Here is a 22,382-nt window from a genome sequence, read left to right on the forward strand (position 1 = left end):
GCATGAGCGCGGCGTCCGACGATCACGCGAGATCGCGCGAGCGCGCCACCGGCGAGCCCGCCGGTGGCGATCCGCGCCTTGACGCGCTGGTCGGCCGCCTGCCGCCGCGCGTGGGGGGCACCGTCACCTATCTGCTGAAACCTTCAAACCGCTGGGTGAGGATGCCCGCCGGCGCGCTGCTCGTCGTCGGCGGCGTGCTGTCGTTCCTGCCGGTGCTCGGCATCTGGATGCTGCCGCTCGGCCTTGCGCTGCTCGCCGAGGACGTGCCCGGCTTGCGCTCGCAGCGCTCGAAGGTCCTGGATTGGATCGAGCGCCGCAAGCCGCACTGGCTCGATGCTGCCTCGCGCCCGAATGACAAGACATGAGCGAGTTCATCACCCCCGATGCGCTGACTGCGCTGTTCCAGGTCGTCCTGATCGACCTCGTGCTCGCCGGCGACAATGCCGTCGTCATCGGCCTTGCCGCGGCGGGCCTGCCCGCCGGCCAACGCCGCCGCGCCATCATCGTCGGCATCGCGGCTGCGACCGTGCTGCGCATCGTCTTCGCCGGCGTTGCGACGCAGCTCCTCCAGGTGCTCGGCCTCCTGCTTGCCGGCGGCGTGCTGCTGCTATGGGTCTGCTGGAAGATGTGGCGCGAATTGCGCGAGCAGGCTGCGAGCCATAGCGAGCTGGCCTTCGGTCACGCCGGAGCCAGTGGTCCTGCCGGTGCACAGGCGCCGCGCAAGACCTTTCGGCAGGCGGCGCTCCAGATCGTCGCCGCCGACGTCTCGATGTCGCTCGACAACGTGCTGGCTGTCGCGGGTGCAGCGCGCGAGCATCCGTTCATCCTGGCCTTCGGCCTGTTGCTGTCGGTCGCGCTGATGGGCGTTGCCGCCGATCTGCTCGGCCGCGTGCTCCAGAAGCAGCGCTGGATCGCCTATGTCGGTCTCGCCATCATCGTCTACGTCGCCTTCGAGATGATCTGGCGCGGCTCGCTGGAGCTCGCGCCTGTCATCGCCGGCCTCTGATCCCGCCTTTCCGACTTCGCCCGCAATCCGGAGTGATCCATGACGTCCGAATCCCAAGCACCTTTGAGCCGCGCGGCCTCGCCGCAGCTCGGCCTGTTCCCGCGCCTGATCTTCGGCTCGCGCTGGCTGCAAGTGCCGCTTTACGTCGGTCTGATCGTCGCGCAGGCCGTCTATGTGCTCTTGTTCCTGAAGGAGCTCTGGCATCTGGCCGCGCACTGGTTCGACGTCAACGAGCAGCAGATCATGCTCGCCGTGCTCGGGCTGATCGACGTCGTCATGATCTCCAACCTGCTCGTGATGGTGATCGTGGGCGGCTACGAGACCTTCGTCTCGCGTCTCAACCTGCGCGGCCATCCCGACGAGCCGGAATGGCTGAGCCACGTCAATGCCAGCGTGCTCAAGATCAAGCTTGCGATGGCGATCGTCGGCATCTCCTCGATCTCGCTGCTCAGAACCTTCATCGAGGCCGGCAATCTCGGCACCGCGCGCAGCAATTTCACCGAGAGCGGCGTGATGTGGCAGGTCATCATCCACATCACCTTCATCGTCTCGGCGATCGGGATCGCCTGGGTCGATCGCCTGGGCGAGGCCGCACATCGCAAGGCGGCGGATCACGCGAAGGCCGCCGGCCATTGAGCCGGCGCTTTCGCCTTGCTCAGAGATGCCGCGCTCGTGCCAGCGTCTCCGAGGGGCTCTCGCAGAAAGCCGATTTGTAGGACTTCGCGAAGTCGCCCATGTGCCAGAAGCCGTTGGCGAGCGCCACGGCCTTGACGGTGAGACCTGTGCTTCGGCTGACGAGCTGCTTGCGGGCGGTCCACAGCCGCTTCGTCCGCAGGTAATGATGCAGGCTCATGCCATGGACGGTCTGCACGGCGGCCTGGAGCGTTCGGACGGAGACATTGAGGGTCGTTGCGAGGTCATCGCTGTAGAGCGGCGCGCCGCCCAGCAGCGTGGTCTGCTCGTCCAGGCCTTCGACCAGCCTGCGGTGCCTGTCGAATGATCCCGGACGCGCGCGCAGCGCGGCGTCGGGAACGAACGCAGCATCGAGTGCGCCCAGCAGCGTTTCCTGGATCGGACGGTTGATGGCCTCGAATTGTCCGGGATCGTTGCAGCTCGACGCCAGGCAGAACATGTCGAGTATCGCTGCGCGCAGGCGATGCCTCGGCTCGTCGGCAAGCCGGTAGAACTCGAGCCCGGCGTTGAAATCGGTCCAACCGCGATGGCGCATGTCGGAGTTGAAGCGCAGCATCAGATAGGTGTTGGCGTGCTGCTCGATGGCGCGCATCGGAACCTTGCCGCGCACGAGCCCAATCATCGAGTTGTCGATCTCGCGGCCATTTACGACGGAATGCGCGGCGAGGGGCACGAGGAGGCCGACGCCGCGGTCGATGCCGATGTCCGCTTCCAGATGCCGCGCGAAGGAGCGCTGCATGACCATGAGGCTGTCCGGGAGCGGCAGGCTGGCGCGGAACGCCGAGAAGTGTCGCGGTTCGAGCGGAGTGCTGGTGCCGCCGCCAAGCACCTCGGTGGGACGGAACTGATCGAAATTGGTGAAGCGCTCGATAGTCAGGATTCGCGATGGCTTCAGCCAGCGGACGGGCATCTCTGCTTCCCAGGCGGTTCGTTGTCCAGGGGGCCTCGGGTCCTCCCGCCACGGTCCTCGGATGGGGCCGGCGCGCGGTGAAGGTGATGGAACCCGCGCGCCGGATTGAGCAAAGCGCACGACCCGGCCGGCACTTCACGGATGGTTCAATGCGCCCGACCGTGCAGGGGCGAGCGACTGAGCAGTCTTTTTGCGGTTCAAGGCAGCCGCCGTGGCGGCTTTAATTCGAGGCGTTTCCTCAAGGGACGGCAATTAGGTACCCTCTGGTACGGTCGTCCCATGAGCTATCGATAACTGCCTCGAGCTGAAGCCGATATGGCGCATGCGCGGCAGTTTGGTATTTTGCGCGGGATGAGCCTCGGTTTCGCGTCAGCCGAGGGCTTGGGAAGCCGAACATGCCCAATCGATTGGACGACCTGTCCGCGCGGGGATTTTCGAAGACACTGACGCTGGATGCAGCGAACGAGCTCGCCCACGCGATGTTCGGCAGCGATGCGCGCGTCGAGCGGCTCGGGCAAACGCGGCGCGTGACGATCGATTTCAAGGCGATCCATTTCGGTGCGGCGCAGCTGATGCGGGTCGATCTCGCGGGCTTGAGCGTCGAGCGCAACACCGATGATTCCCTCCACGTCTCGATACCCGTCACGGGCGGCTTCCGCCGTGGCCGCGGCGACAATTTGCTGGACTATCACCCGATGCGGCAGGCCAGCATCGGCCGCCCGTTCGACCGCTCCAAGCTGGAGGTCACGGACGCCTCCGTGCTGGTGTTCTATGTACCGAAGAATGTCGCGGTCGAACGCGCCGAGCGGCTGACCGGCCGCGCACAGGATGCGGACATGCTGCTGTCGGACTTGAGCGAAGGTCTCGACCTCGGCACGCCGGTTGCCGCTGCGCTGGCCCGGCACTTGAACGTAGCAATGGCCGAGATGACCAGCCTGAACGCCATCGGCATGGGGCGGCTGGCGGCGGCGGCGAGCGAGGAGATGCTGGTCAATCTGGTGACGGCAGCGATGTTTCCGCGCGTTGCGCGGGCGCTCTCCGTGAGACATATCGACCGCAGCCCGGCCATCGTCCGCCGCGCGCGCGACTACATCAAGGCGCATGCTGATCAGCCGATCGAGATCTCGAAGCTCGCGGCCGAGCTCGGCGTCAGCCTGCGCTCGCTCCAGGAGAATTTTCAGCGCTATCTCGGCTATTCGCCGCGCGAGTGGATGCTGACATGCCGGCTCGAACGCGCGCGCGAGCGGCTGCTCGTCGATGACGGTCAGGGGTCGGTGACGACCGCGGCGCTCGACGCCGGCTTCAGCGATCTCGGACATTTCTCCGGAAAGTATCGCGACAGGTTCGGCGAGCTGCCGTCGCAGACGTTGCGGCGGGTGAGGGGCATCGCGGTCTAAAGCGCGATGAGATTGGGATGAATTTTCATCGCGCATTAGGTTGTTGTTTGAGCATGATCTCCGCGCAAACGCGTTCCGCGTTTGTCGCGAGGGAAAACCGCTTCCCACTTTTCCGGATCATGCTCTAGAGGCGACGTGTGGCATCCCGACGCTAACGCATTCGTTCAAATTGTCTGCAATTCGCTGACCCGCGGCCAACCCTCCCGACAAATGCCGGGCGGTCTTAAACCTGACTTTTGGAACCGACCTCCATCCTTCCCGGAAAAGGGTGGGGCTTCAACATGTCTGTTCTCAAGGAGATCGTCGCTGCGGTTGCGGGAGTCTACGCGCTCCTGTTCGTCTGCGACGCATTGTTCGGCATCAACGAGACGCGTTTCGACGACGCCTATTACAGCCGCGACTTCTACGCACCGCGGCCCAAAGAGTTTCGCTTCGCAAGCGATACGCCGCCGGCAGTCCGCGTCAGCGACGCCTTTGCGCAGTTCCTGCCGGGTGAAGCAAAGGCGGGCAAGCGTTACTCGTCTCTGACGACGATCATTCGCTAGCCCGTCACTCGCCCTGGATCCACTCCGCCACGCCGCGCCAGAGCGTGTCGCGGTGGTCGGGGCGGAAAAAGCCGAAATGGCCGATTGTCTTGACGCCGACGTCGGACGGCTTGACCGTCAGCACTTCGGGCTCGGTCGCGGTGAAGCCAGAGCAGAGCAACTCGACCGCTGGCCGCGTCGCCCAGGGATCGTCGGAGAAGGTGAGGGCGCGCAGCTCGCCCTTGTAGCCCGCAAAATTGGCAAGCGCCGGCAGCCTGGAATCAAAGAGGTGGCGCGGGCTGCTCACCCATTTGGCGCCTTGCAGGAACACGCCCTTGGGCAGGTCTTCGCCGATGCCGAGCCAGCCCGGCGCGTAGCCGAGCAGGTGGGCCACGGGTACGCCAATGAAATTCATGAACACGAACACGCGGTAGTTTTCCGGCGACGGGATCAGTTTCCAGGTTGCGGCTTGCGACGCCACGAAAAGCGCGCGCGAAATCTCGCTGTTGTTCGCGATCAGCCCGAGCGCCTGGCCGCCGAAGGAATGGCCGACATAGTTGAGGGGCAGTGTGTGATAGCGCTCGCGCATCCAGGCGACCGCCGCGGTGACGTCGAGCGCGGCCCAGTCGGACATCGAGGCCTCGAAGCCGACCAGCGATTTCGGCTGGTTGTAGCCGACCAGCGCCGGCAGGCGGGAGCCGCCGATGCCGCGATAGTCGTAGGTCAGGACCGCGCAGCCGCGGTGGGCGAGGTACGAGGCAAAGCCCCGATAGACCTTGCGGGGAACGGCGGTTGCGGAATTGATCAGGACGGCGTGGCGCTTGACGCCGCGCGGCAGGAACAGGGTGCCGGTCAGCGAATAGCCGTCGACGGCCGGAAAGCTGATGTCGTCGATAAAAACGTCGTCGAGTGCCGCGTCCATGAGCAGCGCACGCCCCAAAGTTTCTCCGCACGCCCCCAGCAAATGCGAATTCGGCTTTGCCCGCAAGGGCTTGCATGCGGAAATGGATTTACAACTGGCGAGGCGATGCTAGCCTGTGTATAAGGCGGCTCCCGCAACCCACAGATCAGGTTGCAGTTTTTGCTTTTGGAAAGAGGATTTGCGATGTCCGAGCGGTGGACCCCCGAGAGCTGGCGCAGCAAGCCCGTGCTGCAGGTCCCCGACTATCCCGACGCCAAGGCGCTGGCCGATGTTGAGGCGCAGCTTGCGAGCTTTCCGCCGCTGGTGTTCGCGGGCGAAGCGCGCAATCTGAAGAAGGCGCTGGCCCGCGTTGCAGCGGGCGAAGCCTTCCTGCTCCAGGGCGGCGACTGCGCCGAGAGCTTTGCCGAGCACGGCGCCAACAACATCCGCGACTTCTTCCGCGTGCTGCTCCAGATGGCGGTCGTGCTCACCTATGCGGGCGCCGTCCCCGTGGTGAAGGTCGGCCGCATCGCCGGGCAGTTCGCGAAACCGCGCTCCTCGCCGACCGAGAAGGTCGACGGCATCGAGCTGCCGAGCTATCGCGGCGATATCGTCAACGACATCGCGTTCACCAGGGAAGCGCGTGTGCCGGATCCGCAGCGGCAGCTGATGGCGTACCGCCAGTCGGCCGCGACGTTGAACCTGCTCCGCGCCTTCGCGACCGGCGGCTACGCCAATCTCGGCAGCGTGCATGAGTGGATGCTCGGCTTCCTCAAGGATTCTCCGCAGTCCCGCCGCTACAAGGAGCTGGCCGACCGCATCTCGGACGCGCTGAACTTCATGCGCGCCTGCGGCCTCGATCTGGAGAGCCATCCGGAGCTGCGCGCCACCGATTTCTATACCAGCCACGAGGCGCTGCTGCTCGGCTACGAACAGGCCATGACCCGCGTCGATTCCACGACCGGCGACTGGTACGCGACGTCAGGCCACATGATCTGGATCGGCGACCGCACCCGCCAGCTCGATCACGGCCACGTCGAGTATTTCCGCGGCATCAAGAACCCGATCGGGCTGAAGTGCGGCCCGTCGCTCAAGGCCGACGAGCTCTTGAAGCTGATCGACGTGCTCAATCCCGACAACGAGCCCGGCCGGCTGACGCTGATCGGCCGCTTCGGCTCCGACAAGGTCGGCGAGCATCTGCCGAGCATGATCCGCGCGGTGCAGCGCGAGGGCAGGGCGGTGGTCTGGTCCTGCGATCCCATGCACGGCAACACCATTACCTCCACCACCGGCTACAAGACGCGGCCGTTCGACCGCATCCTGTCGGAGGTGAAGTCGTTCTTCGCGATCCACGCCGCCGAAGGCACCCATGCCGGCGGCGTGCATCTGGAGATGACCGGCAAGGACGTCACCGAATGTCTCGGTGGCGCCCGTGCGATCACGGACGAGGACCTCAACGACCGCTACCACACGGTCTGCGATCCCCGCCTCAATGCCGAGCAATCGATCGACATGGCGTTCCTGATCGCCGAGCTGCTCAAGCAGGATCGCGCCGGCAAGGCGAGGCCGATGCCGGCCGCAGCGGGCCTTTAAGACCTTGCTGCGGCTCTGGAAGGCCACGATCAACTCGCGCAACGGTCTGGCCTTCGCCATTCGCTCGGAGCAGGCCGTCCGCGAGGAGATTTTCGCGCTCCTCCTGTCGCTGCCGCTCGCCTGGTTCATCGGCGCGACCGCGATGCGCGCGGTCGAGCTGGTCTGTGCCGTCGCCTTCGTGCTGGTCGTCGAACTGCTCAATACGGCGGTCGAGAAGCTCGCCGACCGCCTGACGCTCGATCACGACAAGCAGATCGGTCAGGTCAAGGACATGGGCTCGGCCGCCGTCGGTGTCGCGCTGTTGATGGCGGGCGCGTTCTGGATCTTCGCCATCGTGGAGCGGGTAGGGCTGATCTAGCCAGATGACCGAACGCGCCAGCCAGTTTGCCGTGACGCTCGCCCAGCTCAATCCGACGGTGGGCGACATCGACGGCAATGTCGCCAAGGTGCGCGCGGCGCGCGTGCAGGCCGCTGCCGACGGCGCCGACCTCGTGCTGTTTCCGGAATTGTTCATCGCCGGCTATCCGCCCGAAGACCTCGTGCAGAAACCCGCCTTCCAGTCCGCCTGCCGCGCCGCGATCGAAAGCCTCGCGCGCGAGACCGCCGATGGCGGGCCCGCCATGCTGGTCGGCACGCCCTGGGTCGAGGACGGCAAGCTCTACAATGCCTGCGCGCTGCTCGATGGCGGCCGCATCGCGAGCCTGCGCTTCAAGGCCAACCTGCCGAACTACGGCGTGTTCGACGAGAAGCGGCTGTTTTCGCGCGGGCCTGCCGCGGGTCCCGTGACCGTGCGCGGCGTGCGGATCGGCGTGCCGATCTGCGAGGACATCTGGCTGGAGGAATCCGAGGACTACGAGAATGTCGTCGAGACCCTGGCCGAGACCGGCGCCGAGATCATCCTTGTGCCCAACGGCTCGCCTTACGCCCGCGACAAGGGCGACGTGCGCCTGTCGGTCGCGGTCGCCCGCGTGACCGAAAGCGGCCTGCCGCTGGTCTATCTCAACCAGGTCTGCGGCCAGGACGAGCTGGTGTTCGACGGCGCCTCGTTCGCGCTGAACGGCGATCTGTCGCTGGCCGCGCAACTGCCGGCATTCGAGGAGAGCGTCACCACGCTGCACTTCACCAAGACCGGCGACGATTGGCGCTGCACGGGTCCGGTCGCGCAACTGCCCGAAGGCGACAAGGCCGACTATGCCGCCTGCGTGCTCGGCTTGCGCGACTATGTCGGCAAGAACGGCTTTCCCGGCGTGCTGCTCGGCATTTCCGGCGGCATCGATTCAGCCTTGTGTGCGGCGATCGCCGTCGATGCGCTGGGCGCGGATCAGGTGCATGGAGTGATGCTGCCCTATCGCTTCACCGCGCCAAGCTCGATCGCGGATGCCGGCGAGCTCGCAGGCCACCTCGGGATCCGCTACGAGGTGCTGCCGATCGCGGAGGCGGTGAACGGTTTTGGGACCATCCTTTCCGACATCTTCAAGAACCTGCCGCCCGACATCACCGAGGAAAACCTCCAGGCGCGCACCCGCGGCACGCTGCTGATGGCGATCTCCAACAAGACCGGCCTGATGGTCGTGACCACCGGCAACAAGTCGGAAATGTCGGTCGGCTACGCCACGCTCTATGGCGACATGAACGGCGGCTTCAACCCGATCAAGGACATCTACAAGACGCAGGTGTTTCGGCTGGCGTCCCTGCGCAATGTGTGGAAGCCCGATGGCGCGCTCGGCCCCTCCGGCGAGGTCATTCCGCCTGACATCATCACGCGCCCGCCGACGGCGGAGCTGCGCGAGAACCAGACCGATCAGGATTCGCTGCCGCCCTACGATCTGCTCGACGCGGTGCTTGAACGCCTGGTCGAGCGCGAGGAGCCGCTGGAGGTGATCATTGCCGCCGGCTTCGACCGCCCGATGGTGACGAGGATCGACCATCTCCTCAACATCGCCGAATACAAGCGCCGTCAGGCCGCGCCGGGCGTGAAGGTAACGCGCAAGAACTTTGGCCGCGACCGCCGCTATCCCATCACCAACCGCTTCCGCGACAAGGGCGAGCCGCTGCCCGCGCCCGACGAGACGCTGGTCTCGCGTGGCAACAGCGCCTCGATCGACGCGTTCGAGGGTTGAGGGTAAGCGGTAGGACGGGCGGTCTCGCCAGATGCTCATCTGTCATCATCCGCGAAAGCGGATGATGACAGCGCGAACTCAGATCAGCGCTACGACGGGGGTGCGAAGAACAGCACGCGAAGCCAATGCGTGTATTCGGATTCGAGCACCATGATCGCCACAAATACCAGCACCGCGATCGGCGGCAGCAGAATGGCGTAGGCCAAGGCCAGCCGCTCCCAGGCCATGTGCATGAAGACGGCGACGATCAGGCCGGCCTTCAACACCATGAACAGCAGGATCAGCGACCACCTGAGATAGCCATGCAGGCCAAAATAGTCGACAAGATAGGAGCAGGTGCTGAGGACGAACAACCACCCCCAGACCACGAGATAGAGCTTGATCGGGTGCTGCTGGCCCTTCGCGTGCGCGCCGGTCGCGACCGCATCATGCGCATGAGGGTGGAGCTGTTCGTCGATGTGTATTGCCGCGTTTGTCATGCGCCGACCTCACCAAAGATAGAAGAACGCGAAGATGAACACCCACACGAGATCGACGAAGTGCCAGTACAGGCCCATGATCTCGACGATCTCGTAATAGCCCTTCCGGCTCGTGAAGAAGCCGCGCCTGCCGACGTCGAAGTCTCCGCGCCAGACCTTGCGTGCGATCGCGATCAGGAAGATCACGCCGATCGTCACATGGGTGCCGTGGAAGCCGGTGATCATGAAGAAACTCGAACCGAACTGCGCTGCGCCCCACGGGTTGCCCCAGGGCCGGACGCCCTCCATGATCAGCTTGGTCCATTCGAAGGCCTGCATGCCGACGAAGGTTGCGCCGAATGCCGCCGTGACCAACATCAGGATGGCGGTTTTGGCGCGATCCTGGCGGTAACCGAAATTGACGGCCATCGCCATCGTGCCGCTGCTGCTGATCAGGATGAAGGTCATGATGGCGATCAGGATCAGCGGAATGTGCCTGCCGGCGATGTTGAGGGCGAAGACTTCGCTGGGGTTTGGCCAAGGCACGGTCGTCGACATGCGCGCCGTCATGTAGGACAGCAGGAAACAGCTGAAGATGAAGGTGTCGCTGAGGAGGAAGATCCACATCATGGCCTTGCCCCAGGACACATTCTTGAAGGCCCGCTGATCGGACGCCCAGTCGGCGGCGATGCCGCGCCAGCCCGGAAGTCGCCCGGCGCCTTGCACCATCTTCGTCAGCACGGTCTCGGTCATCTGGTCTCGCCCTCCCTAGCTCAGCAACTGGCGACAGATGTCGACGAAATTGTCGGTCCAGCCGGTCAGGAGACCGAGCAGGACCAGCCAGACCAGCAGCAGGAAATGCCAGTAGATGGTGCACAGCTCCACGCTCAGGCGCATCTCAGCTGTCGCAGCGTCATGCCGCCATACCTTGGCCGAGGTTCTGCCAAGCGCCACCAGGCCGCCCGTCAGATGCAGCCCGTGCACCGCGGTCAACAGGTAGAAGAAGGAATTGGCCGGATTGGACGCCATGAAATAACCGGCCGCGCTGAGCTGTTGCCAGGCCAGGAGCTGCCCGGCGAGGAAGATGATTGCAGCTGCTCCGCCTGCGAGCAGTCCGATCATGACGCCGTCGGTGTCGTCTCGGCGCGCGGCCACATACGACCATTGCAGCGCAACGCTGCTCAGGACCAGGACGCCCGTGTTGAACCACAGCAACCTCGGCACAGGCAGTGCGCGCCAGTCCACCATGGCCATGCGCATGGAATAGGCGCTGATGAAGAGCACGAACAATGCGCTGGCGACGGCGAGAAACACGCCAAGTCCGATCTTCGCTGCCGGCCAGGTCATGGCGTCCGTGCCGGGGAAGTCACCGATCGGACCTTCCTCCAGCCAGGGTTTGGCCGTCAGTCGTTGGTGCGACAGCCACCATCCCGCGATGACCGCAATCACAGCCAGGAACAGGACGATGGCGCTCACGAAGCGGCTCCCTGAGCGGCCCGCGTCGCACGCGGCGGCTGGTTCTGCGGAATGAAGTCCTGCTCAGCGCCCGGTACGCTGTAGTCATACGCCCAGCGATAGACGATCGGGAGCTCCTTGCCCCAGTTGCCGTGCCCGGGCGGTGTCTCCGGCGTCTGCCACTCCAGCGTCGTTGCCCGCCACGGATTGCCGCCGGAGGGCTCGCCTCTGAACAGACTCCAGACGAGATTGAACAGGAACACCATCTGGCTGAAGCCGACGGTCAAGGCCACCACGGAGATGAAGGCATTCAGCGAATGCGCCGACGGCGGGATGAACGCCGCGTCGCCGAGCTCGAAATACCGCCGCGGAACCCCGAGCAGTCCGAGGTAGTGCATGGGGAAGAAGATCAGGTAGGCGCCGAGGAAGGTGACCCAGAAATGAAACTTGCCGAGGACGTCGTTCAGCATCCGCCCCGTGACCTTCGGGTACCAATGATAGATGGCACCCAGCACGACCATGATTGGCGCCACACCCATCACCATGTGGAAATGCGCGACGACGAACATAGTATCGGAGAGCGGCACATCCACGACGACGTTGCCGAGGAAGAGGCCGGTGAGGCCGCCGTTCACGAAGGTGATGATGAAACCGAGGGCGAACAGCATCGGCACAGTGAGATGAATGTCACCGCGCCACAGCGTCAGCACCCAGTTGTAGACCTTGATCGCGGTGGGGACTGCGATGATCAGCGTCGTCGTGGCGAAGAAGTACCCGAATTGCGGGAACATGCCGCTCACATACATATGGTGCGCCCAGACGACGAAGCTGAGCGCGCCGATGCCCACGATGGCCCAGACCATCATGCGATAACCAAAAATGTTCTTGCGCGCATGCGTGCTGATCAGATCGGAGACGATGCCGAAGGCGGGCAGCGCGACGATGTAGACTTCGGGGTGGCCGAAGAACCAGAACAGGTGCTGGAAAAGCAGCGGGCTGCCACCGCTATATTTCGACAGCGTGCCCATCTCGACGAGCGAGGGCATGAAGAAACTGGTTCCCAACAGACGGTCGAGCAGCAGCATGACCGAGGCAACGAAGAGCGCGGGGAAGGCCAGCAGTGCCATGACGGTGGCCGTGAAAATTCCCCACACCGTCAAGGGCAGACGCATCAACGTCATGCCGCGGGTGCGCGCCTGCAGCACCGTCACCACATAATTCAACCCGCCCATGGTGAAGCCGATGATGAACAGGATCAGCGACGCCATCATGAGGATGATGCCCCAATCCTGACCGGGTGTGCCGGAGAGGATCGCCTGCGGCGGGTACAGCGTCCACCCGGCGCCGGTCGGGCCGCCGGGCACGAAGAATGTCGAGGCCAGCACCAGGACTGCGAGCAGGTAGACCCAGTAGCTCAGCATGTTCACATAGGGGAAGACCATGTCCCGGGCGCCGACCATCAGCGGGATCAGGTAGTTGCCGAAGCCTCCCAGGAACAATGCCGTGAGCAGGTAGATCACCATGATCATGCCGTGCATGGTGATGAACTGGAGGTACTGGTTGGCATCGATGAAAGAGAAGGTGCCGGGAAATCCCAGTTGCAGCCGCATCAGCCACGACAGCACCAGGGCCACCAGCCCGATGGCCGAGGCTGTCAGCGAGTACTGGACGGCAATGACCTTGGCGTCCTGCGAAAAGACATACCGTGTCCACCAGCTCTTCGGATGGTAGAGCTCGACGTCGGGCACTTCGGCAGGCGGAATGCCGGCGATCCCATCATATGGAACATCGACCATAGAGTACCTCCTCGGTCGTTTCCCTCGGGCGGATGAGATGCACTGGCTCACGCGCCCGATCTATGTTCGCGGCGGCATTTCCCTATTTGCCGCCGGATTGGTACGTCGCCCTCACAACGGCGTTTCGACCTGACAACTCGGCAAACGTCTTCTGCTGCTCGAGCCAGGCGTGATAGTCGCTCTCGTTGTCGACGGTCACCTTGGCCCGCATCTGATAATGAGCTGCGCCGCAAAGCTCCGCGCAGAGAACATCAAAGGTCCCGGTTCGGATCGGCTTGATCCAGAAATAGGTGACCATGCCCGGGACCATATCCATCTTGGCCCGGAACTCCGGCACATAGAAATCGTGCAGGACATCAACTGAGCGGAGCAGGACCTTGACCGGCTTGCCGATCGGAAGATGCAAGTCGCCGTTTTCGATCACGACGTCATCCTGCCCATGCGGATCGTCGCGATTGAGGCCCAACGGGTTCTCGGGATTGATGTTGCGGACATCTGATGTGCCCAACCGGCCATCCTTCCCCGGCAAGCGGAAGCTCCATTGCCATTGCTGGCCCATGACCTCCACTTCGGTCGCGTCGGCCGGAACCGTCACGAACTGGTGCCAGACGACGAGGCCCGGTGCGAGCATGGCGGCGACGCCGACGCCGGTCCCAACGCTGAGCCACCATTCGAGCTTCTTGTTTTCGGGATTGTAGTCCGCCCGTCTTCCCTCCCGATGATGGAAGCGGAAGACGCAATAGGCCATGAACGCGATGACCGCGGTAAAGACGACCCCGGTGATCCAGAACGTGATGCTGATCGTGTGGTCGATATAGCTCCAGTCGGTGGCGATCGGCGTCCACCACCACGGGCTGTAGAGGTGAAACAGCACCGAGCCGATCGCGACCAACAGCAGTATCAGTGCGACAGCCATCCTGATCCATCCTTGCCGTTAAGGCTGCGGATACGAATCCAGGGGCGGAGCTCAAGTCTGTCGCGATGGCCAACTCATCTGCGTTGGCACATTGGCCATCGCCGCGCCTCTTGCTTCGCCCATTTTCAACCGGTCGCGATATCAAGAGACAGATCGCAACCGCCAATTTCATCGGAACTGGGGGCGTCTAGAGTTTTAAAATGATCCCCGCCGAACCCCGCGTCAATAGGTCAAGTGCACATCGACGTGCTGACGCGCAGCGGGCGATCCTGTCGCCTTGCACCGCGGCGACGTATCGGTTGCGCGCGTTGGCTGACGCGTCGCACAAACCCGGTGCTGTGCAGATGCACAATTCATCTCACCGTGAACACTGCTTGGCTCCGATGGCTGACCGCGATAAGCTCATCACGCAGGTCGCGACGGGTTCCGTCCGGCCAGGCTCGTTCGCTGAACCTGGGTTTGCCGTACTCAGCCCGATCGCGTTTCTCGCTCGTGAGGCGGACACGCGTGGCTTGAAAGCGCGTCGTTTTCGCCGCCGCGACTTTCAGCACGGGAGGGTGCGTCCATGGCCACTCTGTACTCCGACAACATCGTAAGAAGGCACTTATTCGGCGAGGCGGCCTCTTACCCCGTTCGCAAGATCAGCCTGTCCGACTTGGGAGAGGCGCTGCGGCTGGGCTGGGAGGATTTCAAGGCGATGCCGAGTCACGCGATCGTCGTGTGCGTGATTTATCCCGTTCTCGGCCTCGTCCTGTTCAGGATGGTTCTCGGCCATTCGGTGCTGCCGCTATTGTTTCCGCTGGCCGCCGGGTTTGCCTTGGTCGGCCCCTTTGCCGCGATCGGTCTCTACGAGCTCAGCCGTCGCCGCGAGCGCGGCGAGGAGGTCGATGCATGGGACGCGATCAAGGTCCTGCGCGCCCCGTCGTTCGGCGCCATGCTCGAGCTCGGCGTGCTCCTGCTCGTCCTGTTCGGGGCCTGGATCGGTGTTGCGAACGCGATCTACGTCACGATCTTCGGTCACGCGCCGGCTGCCAGCATTCCCGACTTCGCAACGCGCGTGCTGACGACGCCGGAGGGATGGTCGCTCATCATCATCGGTTGCGGTGTCGGCTTCCTGTTTGCGGTCGTGGCCCTGTGCGTCAGCGTCGTGTCGTTTCCGTTGATGCTCGACCGGCATGCGACCGCGATCGATGCGATCCGCACATCGCTGCGGGCCGTGGCCGCCAATCCGGTTGCGATGGCCGCGTGGGGGCTGATCGTCGCGGCGCTGCTGCTGATCGGCTCGCTGCCGCTGTTCGTTGGTCTCGCCGTCGTCCTGCCGGTGCTTGGTCATGCCACCTGGCATCTTTACCGGAGGCTGGTCGAGCCGAATCCGAATCCGCCGGACGAACCGCCGCCGCCCGCGAAGGGAAGGCGTTATGCAGCGGACTTCCCGGCCAATCTCTTCCCGTGGAGCCGCGAGGGCGAGTGAGACGGGCGATTGCGCCCCATTGATTGCCGTCATCATCCGCGCCCCGGCTACGCCAAGGCTTCGCCGGGGCTGAGGTCTAGGCGCGCCGAAGCTTCAGCGTAGGCGGCAGGCGGATGATCCAGTACTCTGCGGCGGACGTTATAGAGACCGACTAGCGCCGCGGAGTACTGGATGCCCCGCCGGAGCCTGTCATCGGGCTCGCCGAAGGCGAGACCCGGTGGCGGGGCATGACAGATGAACGAGGCGGCTTACTTCTGCTGCTGCGGCAGGAAGGTCGGCCCGACCGAGCGGATTTGCTTGTTATCGCTCGTGGTCGTTGCGGTGGAATCCGCGGGCGCAGCAGGAGCGGCCGGTGCAGTCGCGGTCGTCGCGGCCGGCGGCGGCATCGCGCCCTTCTTGCCGTTCGTCGGCGCGCCCTTGGTGAGCTGCCGTTGCTGCATCTTCTTGGCGCTCTCCTCGGTGACGATGATGTCACCCTGCTGCTCGACCGCCGCCTTGTCGTCGGCCGATTTTAGCGCGTCCGCCCAGCTCTGGCCCGCAGCCTTGCACGAGCAGGACGGGTTGAACTCGCTGCGGAATTTGAAGGCGTTCGGAAGTGAAGTGTAGGGCTGGCCGCTGACCGAGACCGCAGCGTTCATGTCCTCGCCGGGATTGCGATAGGCGTAGAGCGCGGCATCCGCCGCCGGGCACAGCGCCTTGCAGGTCTTCTCGTCATCGGGAAAGCGCGCCGGGACGGTCGCGAATGAAACCGGGAAGTAGGCGCCGTCGCAGGTGCGCACACAGACCGTACGATAAGTGCCCGACTGCGGACCGAGATCGGCGGGTGGTGCGCCGGCTGGATTGGGGTTGGCGTTGTTGCCGCCGCCGAACAGGTTGCTGAGGAAATTGCCGGGGCCTTGCGACTGCGCCGCGTTGGCATATTGCGGGCCGCAATTGTTCTGCGCGAGCGAGACCAGCACCGAGCGGCGCTGATTGTCGCGGTCGGGGCTGTAGCTGCCCGGACCGCCCGCGCGCAGCCGTTCGAGGTTGGAGGTGATCTGGTCGAGATTGGCCCGCATCTGCTGGATCTGGGTGTTGACCGGACCGCATTGCGCCGACTGGTTGTTGAACAGCGAGAAGAAGCCGGAGCTGTCGCAGCCCATGCGCTTGGCCTGCGAGGTGAGGCGGTCGAGCTCGGCCTGCTGACGGGTCGCAGAATCCTGGTAGCGGCGGATCTGGTCGTCCTTCGCGGGATCGCCGCTTCCGCCGCGGTCGAGCGCGGCGAGCTGACCCTCCAGCCGCGAGCAGATCGGGTTCGCTCCGGGCGCAGCTTGTGCAGGCGGTGGCGGTCCGGGGGGGCCTGATTGCGCGAGGGCGTCAGTGCCGAGGGCGAGCGCGCTGATCAGCGCGGCGCCGGCAAGGATCGAACGGGAGCGAGAGAGAGACAAAAATTCCGGCATATCCGCCATTCTAGCGATGTCACGGCCCCAAACATGGGGCCGGTGCGCGCCTCCAATACCCGCTTCTCGGGGCATCGTCACGTCGTTTCGGGGGCGAAGATTGGACCTAAGGTCCGCCAGTTCTGACCGAATTCAGCGCTGGCAGGTGATCGCGACATATTCGTCGCAATGGCCATGGGAGCAGTTTGCGCCGGATTTGGGGACGGAGCCGGTAATCTCGTCGGGATCGACCCTGCGATAGGACGAGGCCTGGGCAAAGTCCCGGGACTGGCAATAGGAGCGGGCGGCGTGCGCGCCGCAAGTGTCGCCCTTGGCCAGGCACTGGTCGACGCCGTAGCCGTCCGCCTGGTTGGCGATAATGAAGACGCGGGTCTCCGCCGAGGCGCTGGACGCGGCGACGATGAAGGCACAGCAAAGGAGTGCCGGAAGGGATCGCATGAAGTGCACCGTGGCTTGGGAGGAACCGCCACCACATGAATAAACTCAAAAGGTTAAGGATGATTAACCCTGATGGCGGGACGCGGCCGCTTTGGGCAGAGAAAGCGGCTTTTTCGCGGCTCACTTGACGGCAGGGCCGCTTGTGGCCCATATGTTCCGCATGAACGGTCTCCTCGCCATTTGCGCCATTTGCGAGATTACGAGCTAGCGATTCGCTGGCTGGAGCCGTCTTTTCTCAAACACATTGAGAGCACTGGACGCCCGGCCGACAGCGGACCGGCTCTCGCATTCGCATGTTCTTGCGGCGAATGGTGTTGCGAATGCGAGAGCCGGTGCGCTGCCAAGTGATTAAAGTTTAGTGCCGCCTGCGATTTGAAGTTCCTGGTCGAACCCGCGGTTACCCCTTCAGGAACTTCAAATCGCCCGCGGCACTGGGATGGGTTGTCATGGAATTGCGTCTTTACGACACGCTGACCAGGGAAAAGCGCACCTTCGTGCCGCTGAACCCTCAGGACGTCCGCATGTATGTCTGCGGACCGACCGTCTACGATTTCGCCCATATCGGCAATGCGCGGCCGGTGATCGTGTTCGACGTGCTGTTTCGGCTGCTCCGCCATCTCTATGGCGAGGCGCACGTCAAATACGTCCGCAACATCACCGACGTCGACGACAAGATCAACGACCGTGCCGCGCGGGATTTTCCGGGCCTGCCGCTCAACGAGGCGATCCGCAAGGTCACCGAGGAGACGGGCCGGCAGTTTCATGCCGACGTCGACGCGCTTGGCGCGCTCAGGCCGAGCGTCGAGCCGCGCGCGACCGAGCATATCGGCGAGATGCGCGAGATCATCGAAAGGCTCGTCGCCGGCGGCTTTGCCTATGTCGCCGAGGACCACGTGCTGTTCTCGCCGCAGGCCATGAACGCTGCCAATTCCGAGCTGCCGCGCTATGGCGCGCTGTCCAATCGCTCGCTGGACGAGATGGTCGCCGGCGCACGCGTCGATGTCGCGCCCTATAAGCGAGGCAACACCGACTTCGTGCTGTGGAAGCCGTCCAAGCCGGGCGAGCCGTCGTGGCCGTCGCCGGCCGGCATCAAGGTGCCGGGCCGTCCGGGCTGGCACATCGAGTGCTCGGCCATGGCCTGGAAGCATCTCGGCGAGCATTTCGACATTCATGGCGGCGGCATCGATCTCGTGTTTCCGCATCACGAGAACGAGGTCGCGCAGAGCTGCTGCGCGTTCCACCAGTCGCGCATGGCGAACTACTGGATGCACAACGGCTTCCTCCAGGTCGAGAGCGAGAAGATGTCGAAGAGCCTCGGCAACTTCATCACCATCCGCGACCTGCTTGCGGATTGGCCGGGTGAGGTGCTGCGCCTGAACATGCTGAAGACGCAATATCGCTCGCCGATCGACTGGACCTTGAAGTCGCTGGAGGAGAGCGGCAAGACGCTCGACGACTGGTATCGCGTCGCGGCGGACGTTCCGCCGGGTGAGCCTGCCGCGTCGGTGATCGAGCCGTTGCTGGACGACCTCAACACGCCGCAGACGATCGCGGCGCTGCATGGTCTGCGCAACGCATCCGATGCAAGCGGCCTGGCCGCTTCGCTCCGGCTGCTCGGCTTCCTGTCCGAAAGCGCGGCGCAGTGGGAGGGACGGAAGCGGCAGGCAAGTGGCGTCGATGCGAGCGAGATCGACCGCCTGATCGCAGAGCGTGCCGCCGCGCGCGCGCGAAAGGACTTCAAGGAGTCCGATCGCATCCGCGACGAGCTCGCCGCCAAGGGCGTCGTGCTGAAGGACGGCAAGGACGCCGACGGCAAGCCGGTGACGACCTGGGAGCTCGCGTGATGGCACGATCACTTCCCAAGCCCGCGCTGCGGCCGTTCCTGCCCGCGGATGTGCCGGTGCTTGCCGCGATCTTCGCGTCCGCGATCGAGGAGCTTACCGGCGATGACTACAGCGAAGCGCAGCAGGAAGCCTGGATGGCGGCGGCCGAGGACGACGAGTTCGGCCGTAGGCTGGCCTCAGACCTGACACTGGTCGCAACGCTCGACAGCTCACCGGTCGGCTTTGCCTCGCTGCGCGGCAACGATCACATCCGCATGCTCTATGTGCATCCGGCGGTGAGCGGGCAGGGCATCGCGACTCTGCTGGTCGACGCGCTGGAGAAGCTTGCCGGCGGCCGCGGTGCTGCGAGCCTGACGGTCGATGCCAGCGACACCGCGCAAAACTTCTTCGCCAAGCGCGGCTACACCGCCCAGCAGCGCAACAGCGTTACGATCAACGACGAATGGCTCGCCAACACCACCATGAAGAAGACGCTCGGAGCGCCACAATGAGCAAGGAGCGCCTCTATCTGTTCGACACCACGCTGCGCGATGGCGCGCAGACCAATGGGGTCGATTTCACGCTCGCCGACAAGCAGGTCATCGCGCAGATGCTGGATGAGCTCGGCATCGACTATGTCGAGGGCGGCTATCCCGGCGCCAACCCGCTCGACACCGAATTCTTCGCCGAGCGGCCAAAACTCGCGCAGGCCCGCTTCACCGCCTTCGGCATGACGCGGCGCGCGGGGCGGTCGGTGTCGAATGACCCCGGCGTAGCCGCGCTGCTGGAAGCAAAGGCCGATGCGATCTGCTTCGTCGCGAAATCCTCCGCCTACCAGGTGCGCGTCGCGCTCGAGACCACGAAAGAGGAAAACCTCGCCTCGATCCGCGACAGCGTCAGCGCCGCGAAGAAAGCCGGCCGTGAGGTGATGCTCGATTGCGAGCACTTCTTCGACGGCTACAAGGAAGACGCCGCCTTCGCGCTCGCCTGTGCGAAGGCGGCCTATGAGGCCGGTGCACGCTGGGTGGTGCTGTGCGACACCAATGGCGGCACCATGCCGCACGAGGTCGAGACCATCGTCACGGAGGTGATCAAGCACATCCCCGGCGATCACGTCGGCATCCACGCCCATAACGACACCGAGCAGGCGGTGGCGAACTCGCTCGCGGCCGTGCGAGCCGGTGCACGCCAGATCCAGGGCACGCTCAACGGGCTTGGCGAGCGCTGCGGCAACGCCAACCTCTGTTCGCTGATCCCGACGCTGAAGCTCAAGAAGGAATTTGCTGATACCTTCGAGATCGGCGTGACGGACGAGAAGCTCGCAAGCCTCGTCAAGGTCTCGCGCACGCTCGACGACATGCTCAACCGCGCGCCGAACCGGCACGCAGCCTATGTCGGCGAGAGCGCCTTCGTCACCAAGACCGGCATCCACGCCTCCGCCGTGCTGAAGGATCCGCAGACCTATGAGCACGTGGCGCCGGAGGCCGTCGGCAATCATCGCAAGGTGCTGGTCTCCGACCAGGCCGGCCGCTCCAACGTCATCGCCGAGCTCGACCGCGCCGGCATTGCTTACGAGAAGAGCGATCCCAAGCTAACGCGGCTGGTCGAGGAGCTGAAGGAACGCGAGGCGCAAGGCTACGCCTATGAATCCGCCAACGCCTCGTTCGATCTGCTGGCGCGCCGCACGCTCGGCAAGGTGCCGCACTATTTCGAGGTCGAGCAGTTCGACGTCAATGTCGAGCAGCGCTACAACGCGCTCGGCGAGCGCGTCACCGTTGCGCTTGCCGTGGTGAAGGTCGACGTCGCCGGCGAGCGGCTGATCTCGGCTGCGGAAGGCAACGGCCCCGTCAATGCGCTCGACGTCGCGCTGCGCAAGGACCTCGGCAAGTACCAGAAATACATCGAGGGGTTGAGGCTGATCGACTACCGCGTGCGTATCCTCAATGGCGGCACCGGCGCGGTCACGCGCGTTCTGATCGAGAGCGAGGACGAGAACGGCGACAGCTGGACCACGGTCGGCGTATCGCCCAATATCATCGACGCCTCGTTCCAGGCGTTGATGGATTCGGTGATCTACAAGCTCGTGAAATCGGGCGCGCCGGCGTAGCCAAGAACGCCGTCATTGCGAGCGAAGCGAAGCAATCCAGAATCTTTCCGCGGTGACAGTCTGGATTGATTCGTCGCTTCGCTCCTCGCAATGACGCGGGGGAGGGACGAAGCAATGATCGACCACATCTCCGTCGGCGTCAGCGATCTCGAGCGCTCGGCAAAATTCTACGAGGCCACGCTCGCAGCGCTCGGGCTGGCGCGGCTGGTGACGCGGCCGGGGACGGTCGGTTTCGGCAAGGCCTATCCGGAATTCTGGATCAATTTGCGCGCCGGCATGCCGCGCGTGCTGCCGGAGAGTGGCGTCCACATCTGCCTGCGGGCGAAGACGACTGCCGAAATCGACGCGTTTCACGCGGCAGCTCTTGCGGCGGGCGGCGCCTCCGACGGTGCGCCGGGTCTCCGCCCGCACGACCGCGTGCGCTATTATGCGGCCTTCGTCACCGATCCCGACGGCAACCGCATCGAGGCGGTGACGTTTCCGAGCGAATAGAGGTTATTGTTTGAGCATGATCTCCGCGCAAACGCGTTCCGCGGTTGTCGCGAGGAAAACCGCGTCGCACTTTTCCGGACCATGCTTTAGAGCTTCCGAGCAACCTCGGGCGCGAGGTTCTTCTCCGCCTCGGCGACCCGCGCGGCGGCCGTCTTCAGCATCGGCATGATCTCCTCGACGCGATCGGCCTTGAGGATGTCGACGTTGAGGCCGGCGCGGATGAATTCCGTCTGGCGCATGTGCGACAACAGCGAGAACAGCGGTTCCCAGAAATTGTCGATATTGGCGAGCAGCACGGGCTTGGCGTGACGGCCGAGCTGCTTCCAGGTGAGTTGCTCGACCAGCTCCTCCAGCGTGCCGACGCCGCCCGGCAGCGCCACGAAGGCGTCGGAGCGCTCGAACATCAGTCGCTTGCGCTCGTGCATGTCGGGCGTGACGACCATCTCCTGCACGCGGGTCAGCGCGTTCTCGCGCATCCTGAGGAAATCAGGGATGATGCCGGTGACCGTGCCGCCGTGATCGAGCACGGAGGTCGCGACCGCGCCCATCATGCCGACCGAGCCGCCGCCATAGACGAGGCGAACGTTGTTCTCGGCGAGCGCCTTGCCGAGCGCCTTGGCGCCTTCGATGAAACGGGGATTGGTTCCTGGGCCGGAGCCGCAATAGACACAGACGGTTTTAATAGTGCTCATTGAACCCATGATGCATTGCAGCGAAAGGGCGTCAAGCCCAATCGGTGATTCGGATCTACCGGAAATCTACCGGTAAATAGCGACAGATAATCAAAGAACTGACCTCTTGGCGGGGTGCGTTCGCGCCGGGAAGCCTCTATATGACAAGCGA

The 22,382-nt window shown here is 64.3% G+C and carries 23 protein-coding genes; 13 read left to right on the forward strand and 10 right to left on the reverse strand.

Translation table 11 applies throughout. The annotated features are described in order from the left end of the window. The first annotated feature begins 2 nt into the window (after positions 1-2). The 3 genes from QQL28_RS02085 to QQL28_RS02095 are packed head-to-tail and all read left to right on the forward strand — an operon-like array spanning position 3 to position 1,642. The gene (locus tag QQL28_RS02085) at positions 3-365 is read left to right on the forward strand and encodes a hypothetical protein (RefSeq protein WP_284260457.1); all 363 of its coding nucleotides are present in this window, start codon (positions 3-5) and stop codon (positions 363-365) included. After that, positions 362-1,006, forward strand: a complete 645-nt coding sequence (locus tag QQL28_RS02090) for a TerC family protein (RefSeq protein ID WP_284260460.1) — start codon at positions 362-364, stop codon at positions 1,004-1,006. Before QQL28_RS02085 ends, QQL28_RS02090 begins: the two co-directional genes overlap by 4 nt. Before the next feature lie 39 nt (positions 1,007-1,045). Continuing rightward, positions 1,046-1,642 (forward strand): TIGR00645 family protein, encoded by a 597-nt coding sequence (locus QQL28_RS02095; protein ID WP_284260462.1) that lies wholly within the window; start codon positions 1,046-1,048, stop codon positions 1,640-1,642. Positions 1,643-1,661: 19 nt separating this feature from the next. Here QQL28_RS02095 and QQL28_RS02100 read toward each other — a convergent pair whose 3' ends face one another. Further along, entirely contained in the window at positions 1,662-2,609 is a 948-nt protein-coding gene (locus tag QQL28_RS02100; RefSeq protein ID WP_284260464.1) for an AraC family transcriptional regulator, read from the reverse strand. Between the two features lie 395 nt (positions 2,610-3,004). Here QQL28_RS02100 and QQL28_RS02105 point away from each other — a divergent pair, with 395 nt between their 5' ends. Together QQL28_RS02105 and QQL28_RS02110 are read left to right on the forward strand one after the other, a co-directional pair. Further along, entirely contained in the window at positions 3,005-4,006 is a 1,002-nt protein-coding gene (locus QQL28_RS02105; RefSeq protein WP_284260466.1) for an AraC family transcriptional regulator, read from the forward strand. 281 nt (positions 4,007-4,287) lie between these two features. After that, on the forward strand, positions 4,288-4,551 hold the full coding sequence (locus QQL28_RS02110; protein WP_284260468.1) for a hypothetical protein: 264 nt from the start codon (positions 4,288-4,290) through the stop codon (positions 4,549-4,551). Positions 4,552-4,555: 4 nt separating this feature from the next. On the opposite strand, the gene QQL28_RS02115 is transcribed toward QQL28_RS02110, so the two are convergent. Next, positions 4,556-5,452 carry an alpha/beta hydrolase family protein gene (locus tag QQL28_RS02115; RefSeq protein WP_284260470.1) on the reverse strand — a complete coding sequence of 299 codons (897 nt, stop codon included), beginning with the start codon at positions 5,450-5,452 and terminating at the stop codon, positions 4,556-4,558. A gap of 183 nt (positions 5,453-5,635) precedes the next feature. Here QQL28_RS02115 and QQL28_RS02120 point away from each other — a divergent pair, with 183 nt between their 5' ends. Genes QQL28_RS02120 through QQL28_RS02130 form a run of 3 tightly spaced genes read left to right on the forward strand, consistent with a single transcriptional unit; the run spans position 5,636 to position 9,144 of the window. Further along, on the forward strand, positions 5,636-7,024 hold the full coding sequence (locus QQL28_RS02120; RefSeq protein WP_284260472.1) for a class II 3-deoxy-7-phosphoheptulonate synthase: 1,389 nt from the start codon (positions 5,636-5,638) through the stop codon (positions 7,022-7,024). Between the two features lie 4 nt (positions 7,025-7,028). Next, entirely contained in the window at positions 7,029-7,382 is a 354-nt protein-coding gene (locus QQL28_RS02125) for a diacylglycerol kinase (protein WP_284260475.1), read from the forward strand. Positions 7,383-7,386: 4 nt separating this feature from the next. Then, positions 7,387-9,144, forward strand: coding sequence for an NAD+ synthase (locus tag QQL28_RS02130; protein ID WP_284260477.1), 1,758 nt, complete (start codon positions 7,387-7,389; stop codon positions 9,142-9,144). A gap of 89 nt (positions 9,145-9,233) precedes the next feature. Here the strand turns inward: QQL28_RS02130 and QQL28_RS02135 are convergent, their stop codons facing one another. From QQL28_RS02135 to QQL28_RS02155, 5 genes are all read right to left on the reverse strand, one after another. Next, positions 9,234-9,623 carry a cytochrome C oxidase subunit IV family protein gene (locus QQL28_RS02135; protein WP_284260479.1) on the reverse strand — a complete coding sequence of 130 codons (390 nt, stop codon included), beginning with the start codon at positions 9,621-9,623 and terminating at the stop codon, positions 9,234-9,236. Positions 9,624-9,632: 9 nt separating this feature from the next. Next, positions 9,633-10,355, reverse strand: coding sequence for a heme-copper oxidase subunit III family protein (locus QQL28_RS02140; RefSeq protein WP_284260481.1), 723 nt, complete (start codon positions 10,353-10,355; stop codon positions 9,633-9,635). Between the two features lie 15 nt (positions 10,356-10,370). Beyond that, the gene (locus QQL28_RS02145) at positions 10,371-11,078 is read right to left on the reverse strand and encodes a cytochrome c oxidase subunit 3 (protein ID WP_284260483.1); all 708 of its coding nucleotides are present in this window, start codon (positions 11,076-11,078) and stop codon (positions 10,371-10,373) included. Further along, on the reverse strand, positions 11,075-12,853 hold the full coding sequence (locus tag QQL28_RS02150; protein ID WP_284260484.1) for a cbb3-type cytochrome c oxidase subunit I: 1,779 nt from the start codon (positions 12,851-12,853) through the stop codon (positions 11,075-11,077). The genes QQL28_RS02145 and QQL28_RS02150 overlap by 4 nt, the downstream gene beginning before the upstream one ends. Positions 12,854-12,935: 82 nt before the next feature. Next, positions 12,936-13,769 carry a cytochrome c oxidase subunit II gene (locus QQL28_RS02155; protein ID WP_284260485.1) on the reverse strand — a complete coding sequence of 278 codons (834 nt, stop codon included), beginning with the start codon at positions 13,767-13,769 and terminating at the stop codon, positions 12,936-12,938. A gap of 565 nt (positions 13,770-14,334) precedes the next feature. Here QQL28_RS02155 and QQL28_RS02160 point away from each other — a divergent pair. Further along, complete coding sequence (locus QQL28_RS02160) at positions 14,335-15,240, forward strand: DUF2189 domain-containing protein (RefSeq protein WP_284260486.1); 906 nt, start codon at positions 14,335-14,337, stop codon at positions 15,238-15,240. Between the two features lie 248 nt (positions 15,241-15,488). Here the strand turns inward: QQL28_RS02160 and QQL28_RS02165 are convergent, their stop codons facing one another. Together QQL28_RS02165 and QQL28_RS02170 are read right to left on the reverse strand one after the other, a co-directional pair. Then, complete coding sequence (locus QQL28_RS02165; protein ID WP_284260487.1) at positions 15,489-16,688, reverse strand: DUF2865 domain-containing protein; 1,200 nt, start codon at positions 16,686-16,688, stop codon at positions 15,489-15,491. 123 nt (positions 16,689-16,811) lie between these two features. Then, positions 16,812-17,117: a hypothetical protein gene (locus tag QQL28_RS02170; RefSeq protein ID WP_284260488.1), complete on the reverse strand. Its 306-nt coding sequence runs from the start codon at positions 17,115-17,117 to the stop codon at positions 16,812-16,814. A 446-nt stretch (positions 17,118-17,563) separates the two neighbouring features. Between QQL28_RS02170 and cysS the strand changes: the two genes are divergently transcribed. From cysS to QQL28_RS02190, 4 genes are all read left to right on the forward strand, one after another. Beyond that, the gene (gene cysS / locus QQL28_RS02175; RefSeq protein ID WP_284260489.1) at positions 17,564-18,961 is read left to right on the forward strand and encodes a cysteine--tRNA ligase; all 1,398 of its coding nucleotides are present in this window, start codon (positions 17,564-17,566) and stop codon (positions 18,959-18,961) included. Next, the gene (locus QQL28_RS02180; RefSeq protein ID WP_284260490.1) at positions 18,961-19,452 is read left to right on the forward strand and encodes a GNAT family N-acetyltransferase; all 492 of its coding nucleotides are present in this window, start codon (positions 18,961-18,963) and stop codon (positions 19,450-19,452) included. The genes cysS and QQL28_RS02180 overlap by 1 nt, the downstream gene beginning before the upstream one ends. Continuing rightward, the gene (cimA, locus tag QQL28_RS02185; protein WP_284260491.1) at positions 19,449-21,047 is read left to right on the forward strand and encodes a citramalate synthase; all 1,599 of its coding nucleotides are present in this window, start codon (positions 19,449-19,451) and stop codon (positions 21,045-21,047) included. The genes QQL28_RS02180 and cimA overlap by 4 nt, the downstream gene beginning before the upstream one ends. Positions 21,048-21,161: 114 nt before the next feature. Next, the gene (locus tag QQL28_RS02190; RefSeq protein ID WP_284260492.1) at positions 21,162-21,539 is read left to right on the forward strand and encodes a VOC family protein; all 378 of its coding nucleotides are present in this window, start codon (positions 21,162-21,164) and stop codon (positions 21,537-21,539) included. A gap of 86 nt (positions 21,540-21,625) precedes the next feature. Here the strand turns inward: QQL28_RS02190 and QQL28_RS02195 are convergent, their stop codons facing one another. Then, entirely contained in the window at positions 21,626-22,231 is a 606-nt protein-coding gene (locus tag QQL28_RS02195) for an LOG family protein (RefSeq protein ID WP_284260493.1), read from the reverse strand. Positions 22,232-22,382: the final 151 nt, after the last annotated feature.

The sequence above is a fragment of the Bradyrhizobium iriomotense genome, assembly GCF_030160715.1.
GTDB lineage: Bacteria > Pseudomonadota > Alphaproteobacteria > Rhizobiales > Xanthobacteraceae > Bradyrhizobium > Bradyrhizobium iriomotense.

Excerpts from the sequence above, each read along its gene's own strand:
- QQL28_RS02170 (WP_284260488.1), bottom strand. The coding sequence starts at position 17,117 with ATGCGATCCCTTCCGGCACTCCTTTGCTGTGCCTTCATCGTCGCCGCG.
- QQL28_RS02090 (WP_284260460.1), top strand. The coding sequence starts at position 362 with ATGAGCGAGTTCATCACCCCCGATGCGCTGACTGCGCTGTTCCAGGTC.
- QQL28_RS02140 (WP_284260481.1), bottom strand. The coding sequence starts at position 10,355 with ATGACCGAGACCGTGCTGACGAAGATGGTGCAAGGCGCCGGGCGACTT.
- QQL28_RS02120 (WP_284260472.1), top strand. The coding sequence starts at position 5,636 with ATGTCCGAGCGGTGGACCCCCGAGAGCTGGCGCAGCAAGCCCGTGCTG.
- QQL28_RS02155 (WP_284260485.1), bottom strand. The coding sequence starts at position 13,769 with ATGGCTGTCGCACTGATACTGCTGTTGGTCGCGATCGGCTCGGTGCTG.
- QQL28_RS02110 (WP_284260468.1), top strand. The coding sequence starts at position 4,288 with ATGTCTGTTCTCAAGGAGATCGTCGCTGCGGTTGCGGGAGTCTACGCG.
- QQL28_RS02115 (WP_284260470.1), bottom strand. The coding sequence starts at position 5,452 with ATGGACGCGGCACTCGACGACGTTTTTATCGACGACATCAGCTTTCCG.
- QQL28_RS02130 (WP_284260477.1), top strand. The coding sequence starts at position 7,387 with ATGACCGAACGCGCCAGCCAGTTTGCCGTGACGCTCGCCCAGCTCAAT.
- QQL28_RS02150 (WP_284260484.1), bottom strand. The coding sequence starts at position 12,853 with ATGGTCGATGTTCCATATGATGGGATCGCCGGCATTCCGCCTGCCGAA.
- QQL28_RS02190 (WP_284260492.1), top strand. The coding sequence starts at position 21,162 with ATGATCGACCACATCTCCGTCGGCGTCAGCGATCTCGAGCGCTCGGCA.
- QQL28_RS02180 (WP_284260490.1), top strand. The coding sequence starts at position 18,961 with ATGGCACGATCACTTCCCAAGCCCGCGCTGCGGCCGTTCCTGCCCGCG.
- QQL28_RS02160 (WP_284260486.1), top strand. The coding sequence starts at position 14,335 with ATGGCCACTCTGTACTCCGACAACATCGTAAGAAGGCACTTATTCGGC.
- QQL28_RS02165 (WP_284260487.1), bottom strand. The coding sequence starts at position 16,688 with ATGGCGGATATGCCGGAATTTTTGTCTCTCTCTCGCTCCCGTTCGATC.
- QQL28_RS02135 (WP_284260479.1), bottom strand. The coding sequence starts at position 9,623 with ATGACAAACGCGGCAATACACATCGACGAACAGCTCCACCCTCATGCG.
- cimA (WP_284260491.1), top strand. The coding sequence starts at position 19,449 with ATGAGCAAGGAGCGCCTCTATCTGTTCGACACCACGCTGCGCGATGGC.
- QQL28_RS02085 (WP_284260457.1), top strand. The coding sequence starts at position 3 with ATGAGCGCGGCGTCCGACGATCACGCGAGATCGCGCGAGCGCGCCACC.
- QQL28_RS02100 (WP_284260464.1), bottom strand. The coding sequence starts at position 2,609 with ATGCCCGTCCGCTGGCTGAAGCCATCGCGAATCCTGACTATCGAGCGC.
- QQL28_RS02195 (WP_284260493.1), bottom strand. The coding sequence starts at position 22,231 with ATGAGCACTATTAAAACCGTCTGTGTCTATTGCGGCTCCGGCCCAGGA.
- QQL28_RS02105 (WP_284260466.1), top strand. The coding sequence starts at position 3,005 with ATGCCCAATCGATTGGACGACCTGTCCGCGCGGGGATTTTCGAAGACA.
- cysS (WP_284260489.1), top strand. The coding sequence starts at position 17,564 with ATGGAATTGCGTCTTTACGACACGCTGACCAGGGAAAAGCGCACCTTC.
- QQL28_RS02095 (WP_284260462.1), top strand. The coding sequence starts at position 1,046 with ATGACGTCCGAATCCCAAGCACCTTTGAGCCGCGCGGCCTCGCCGCAG.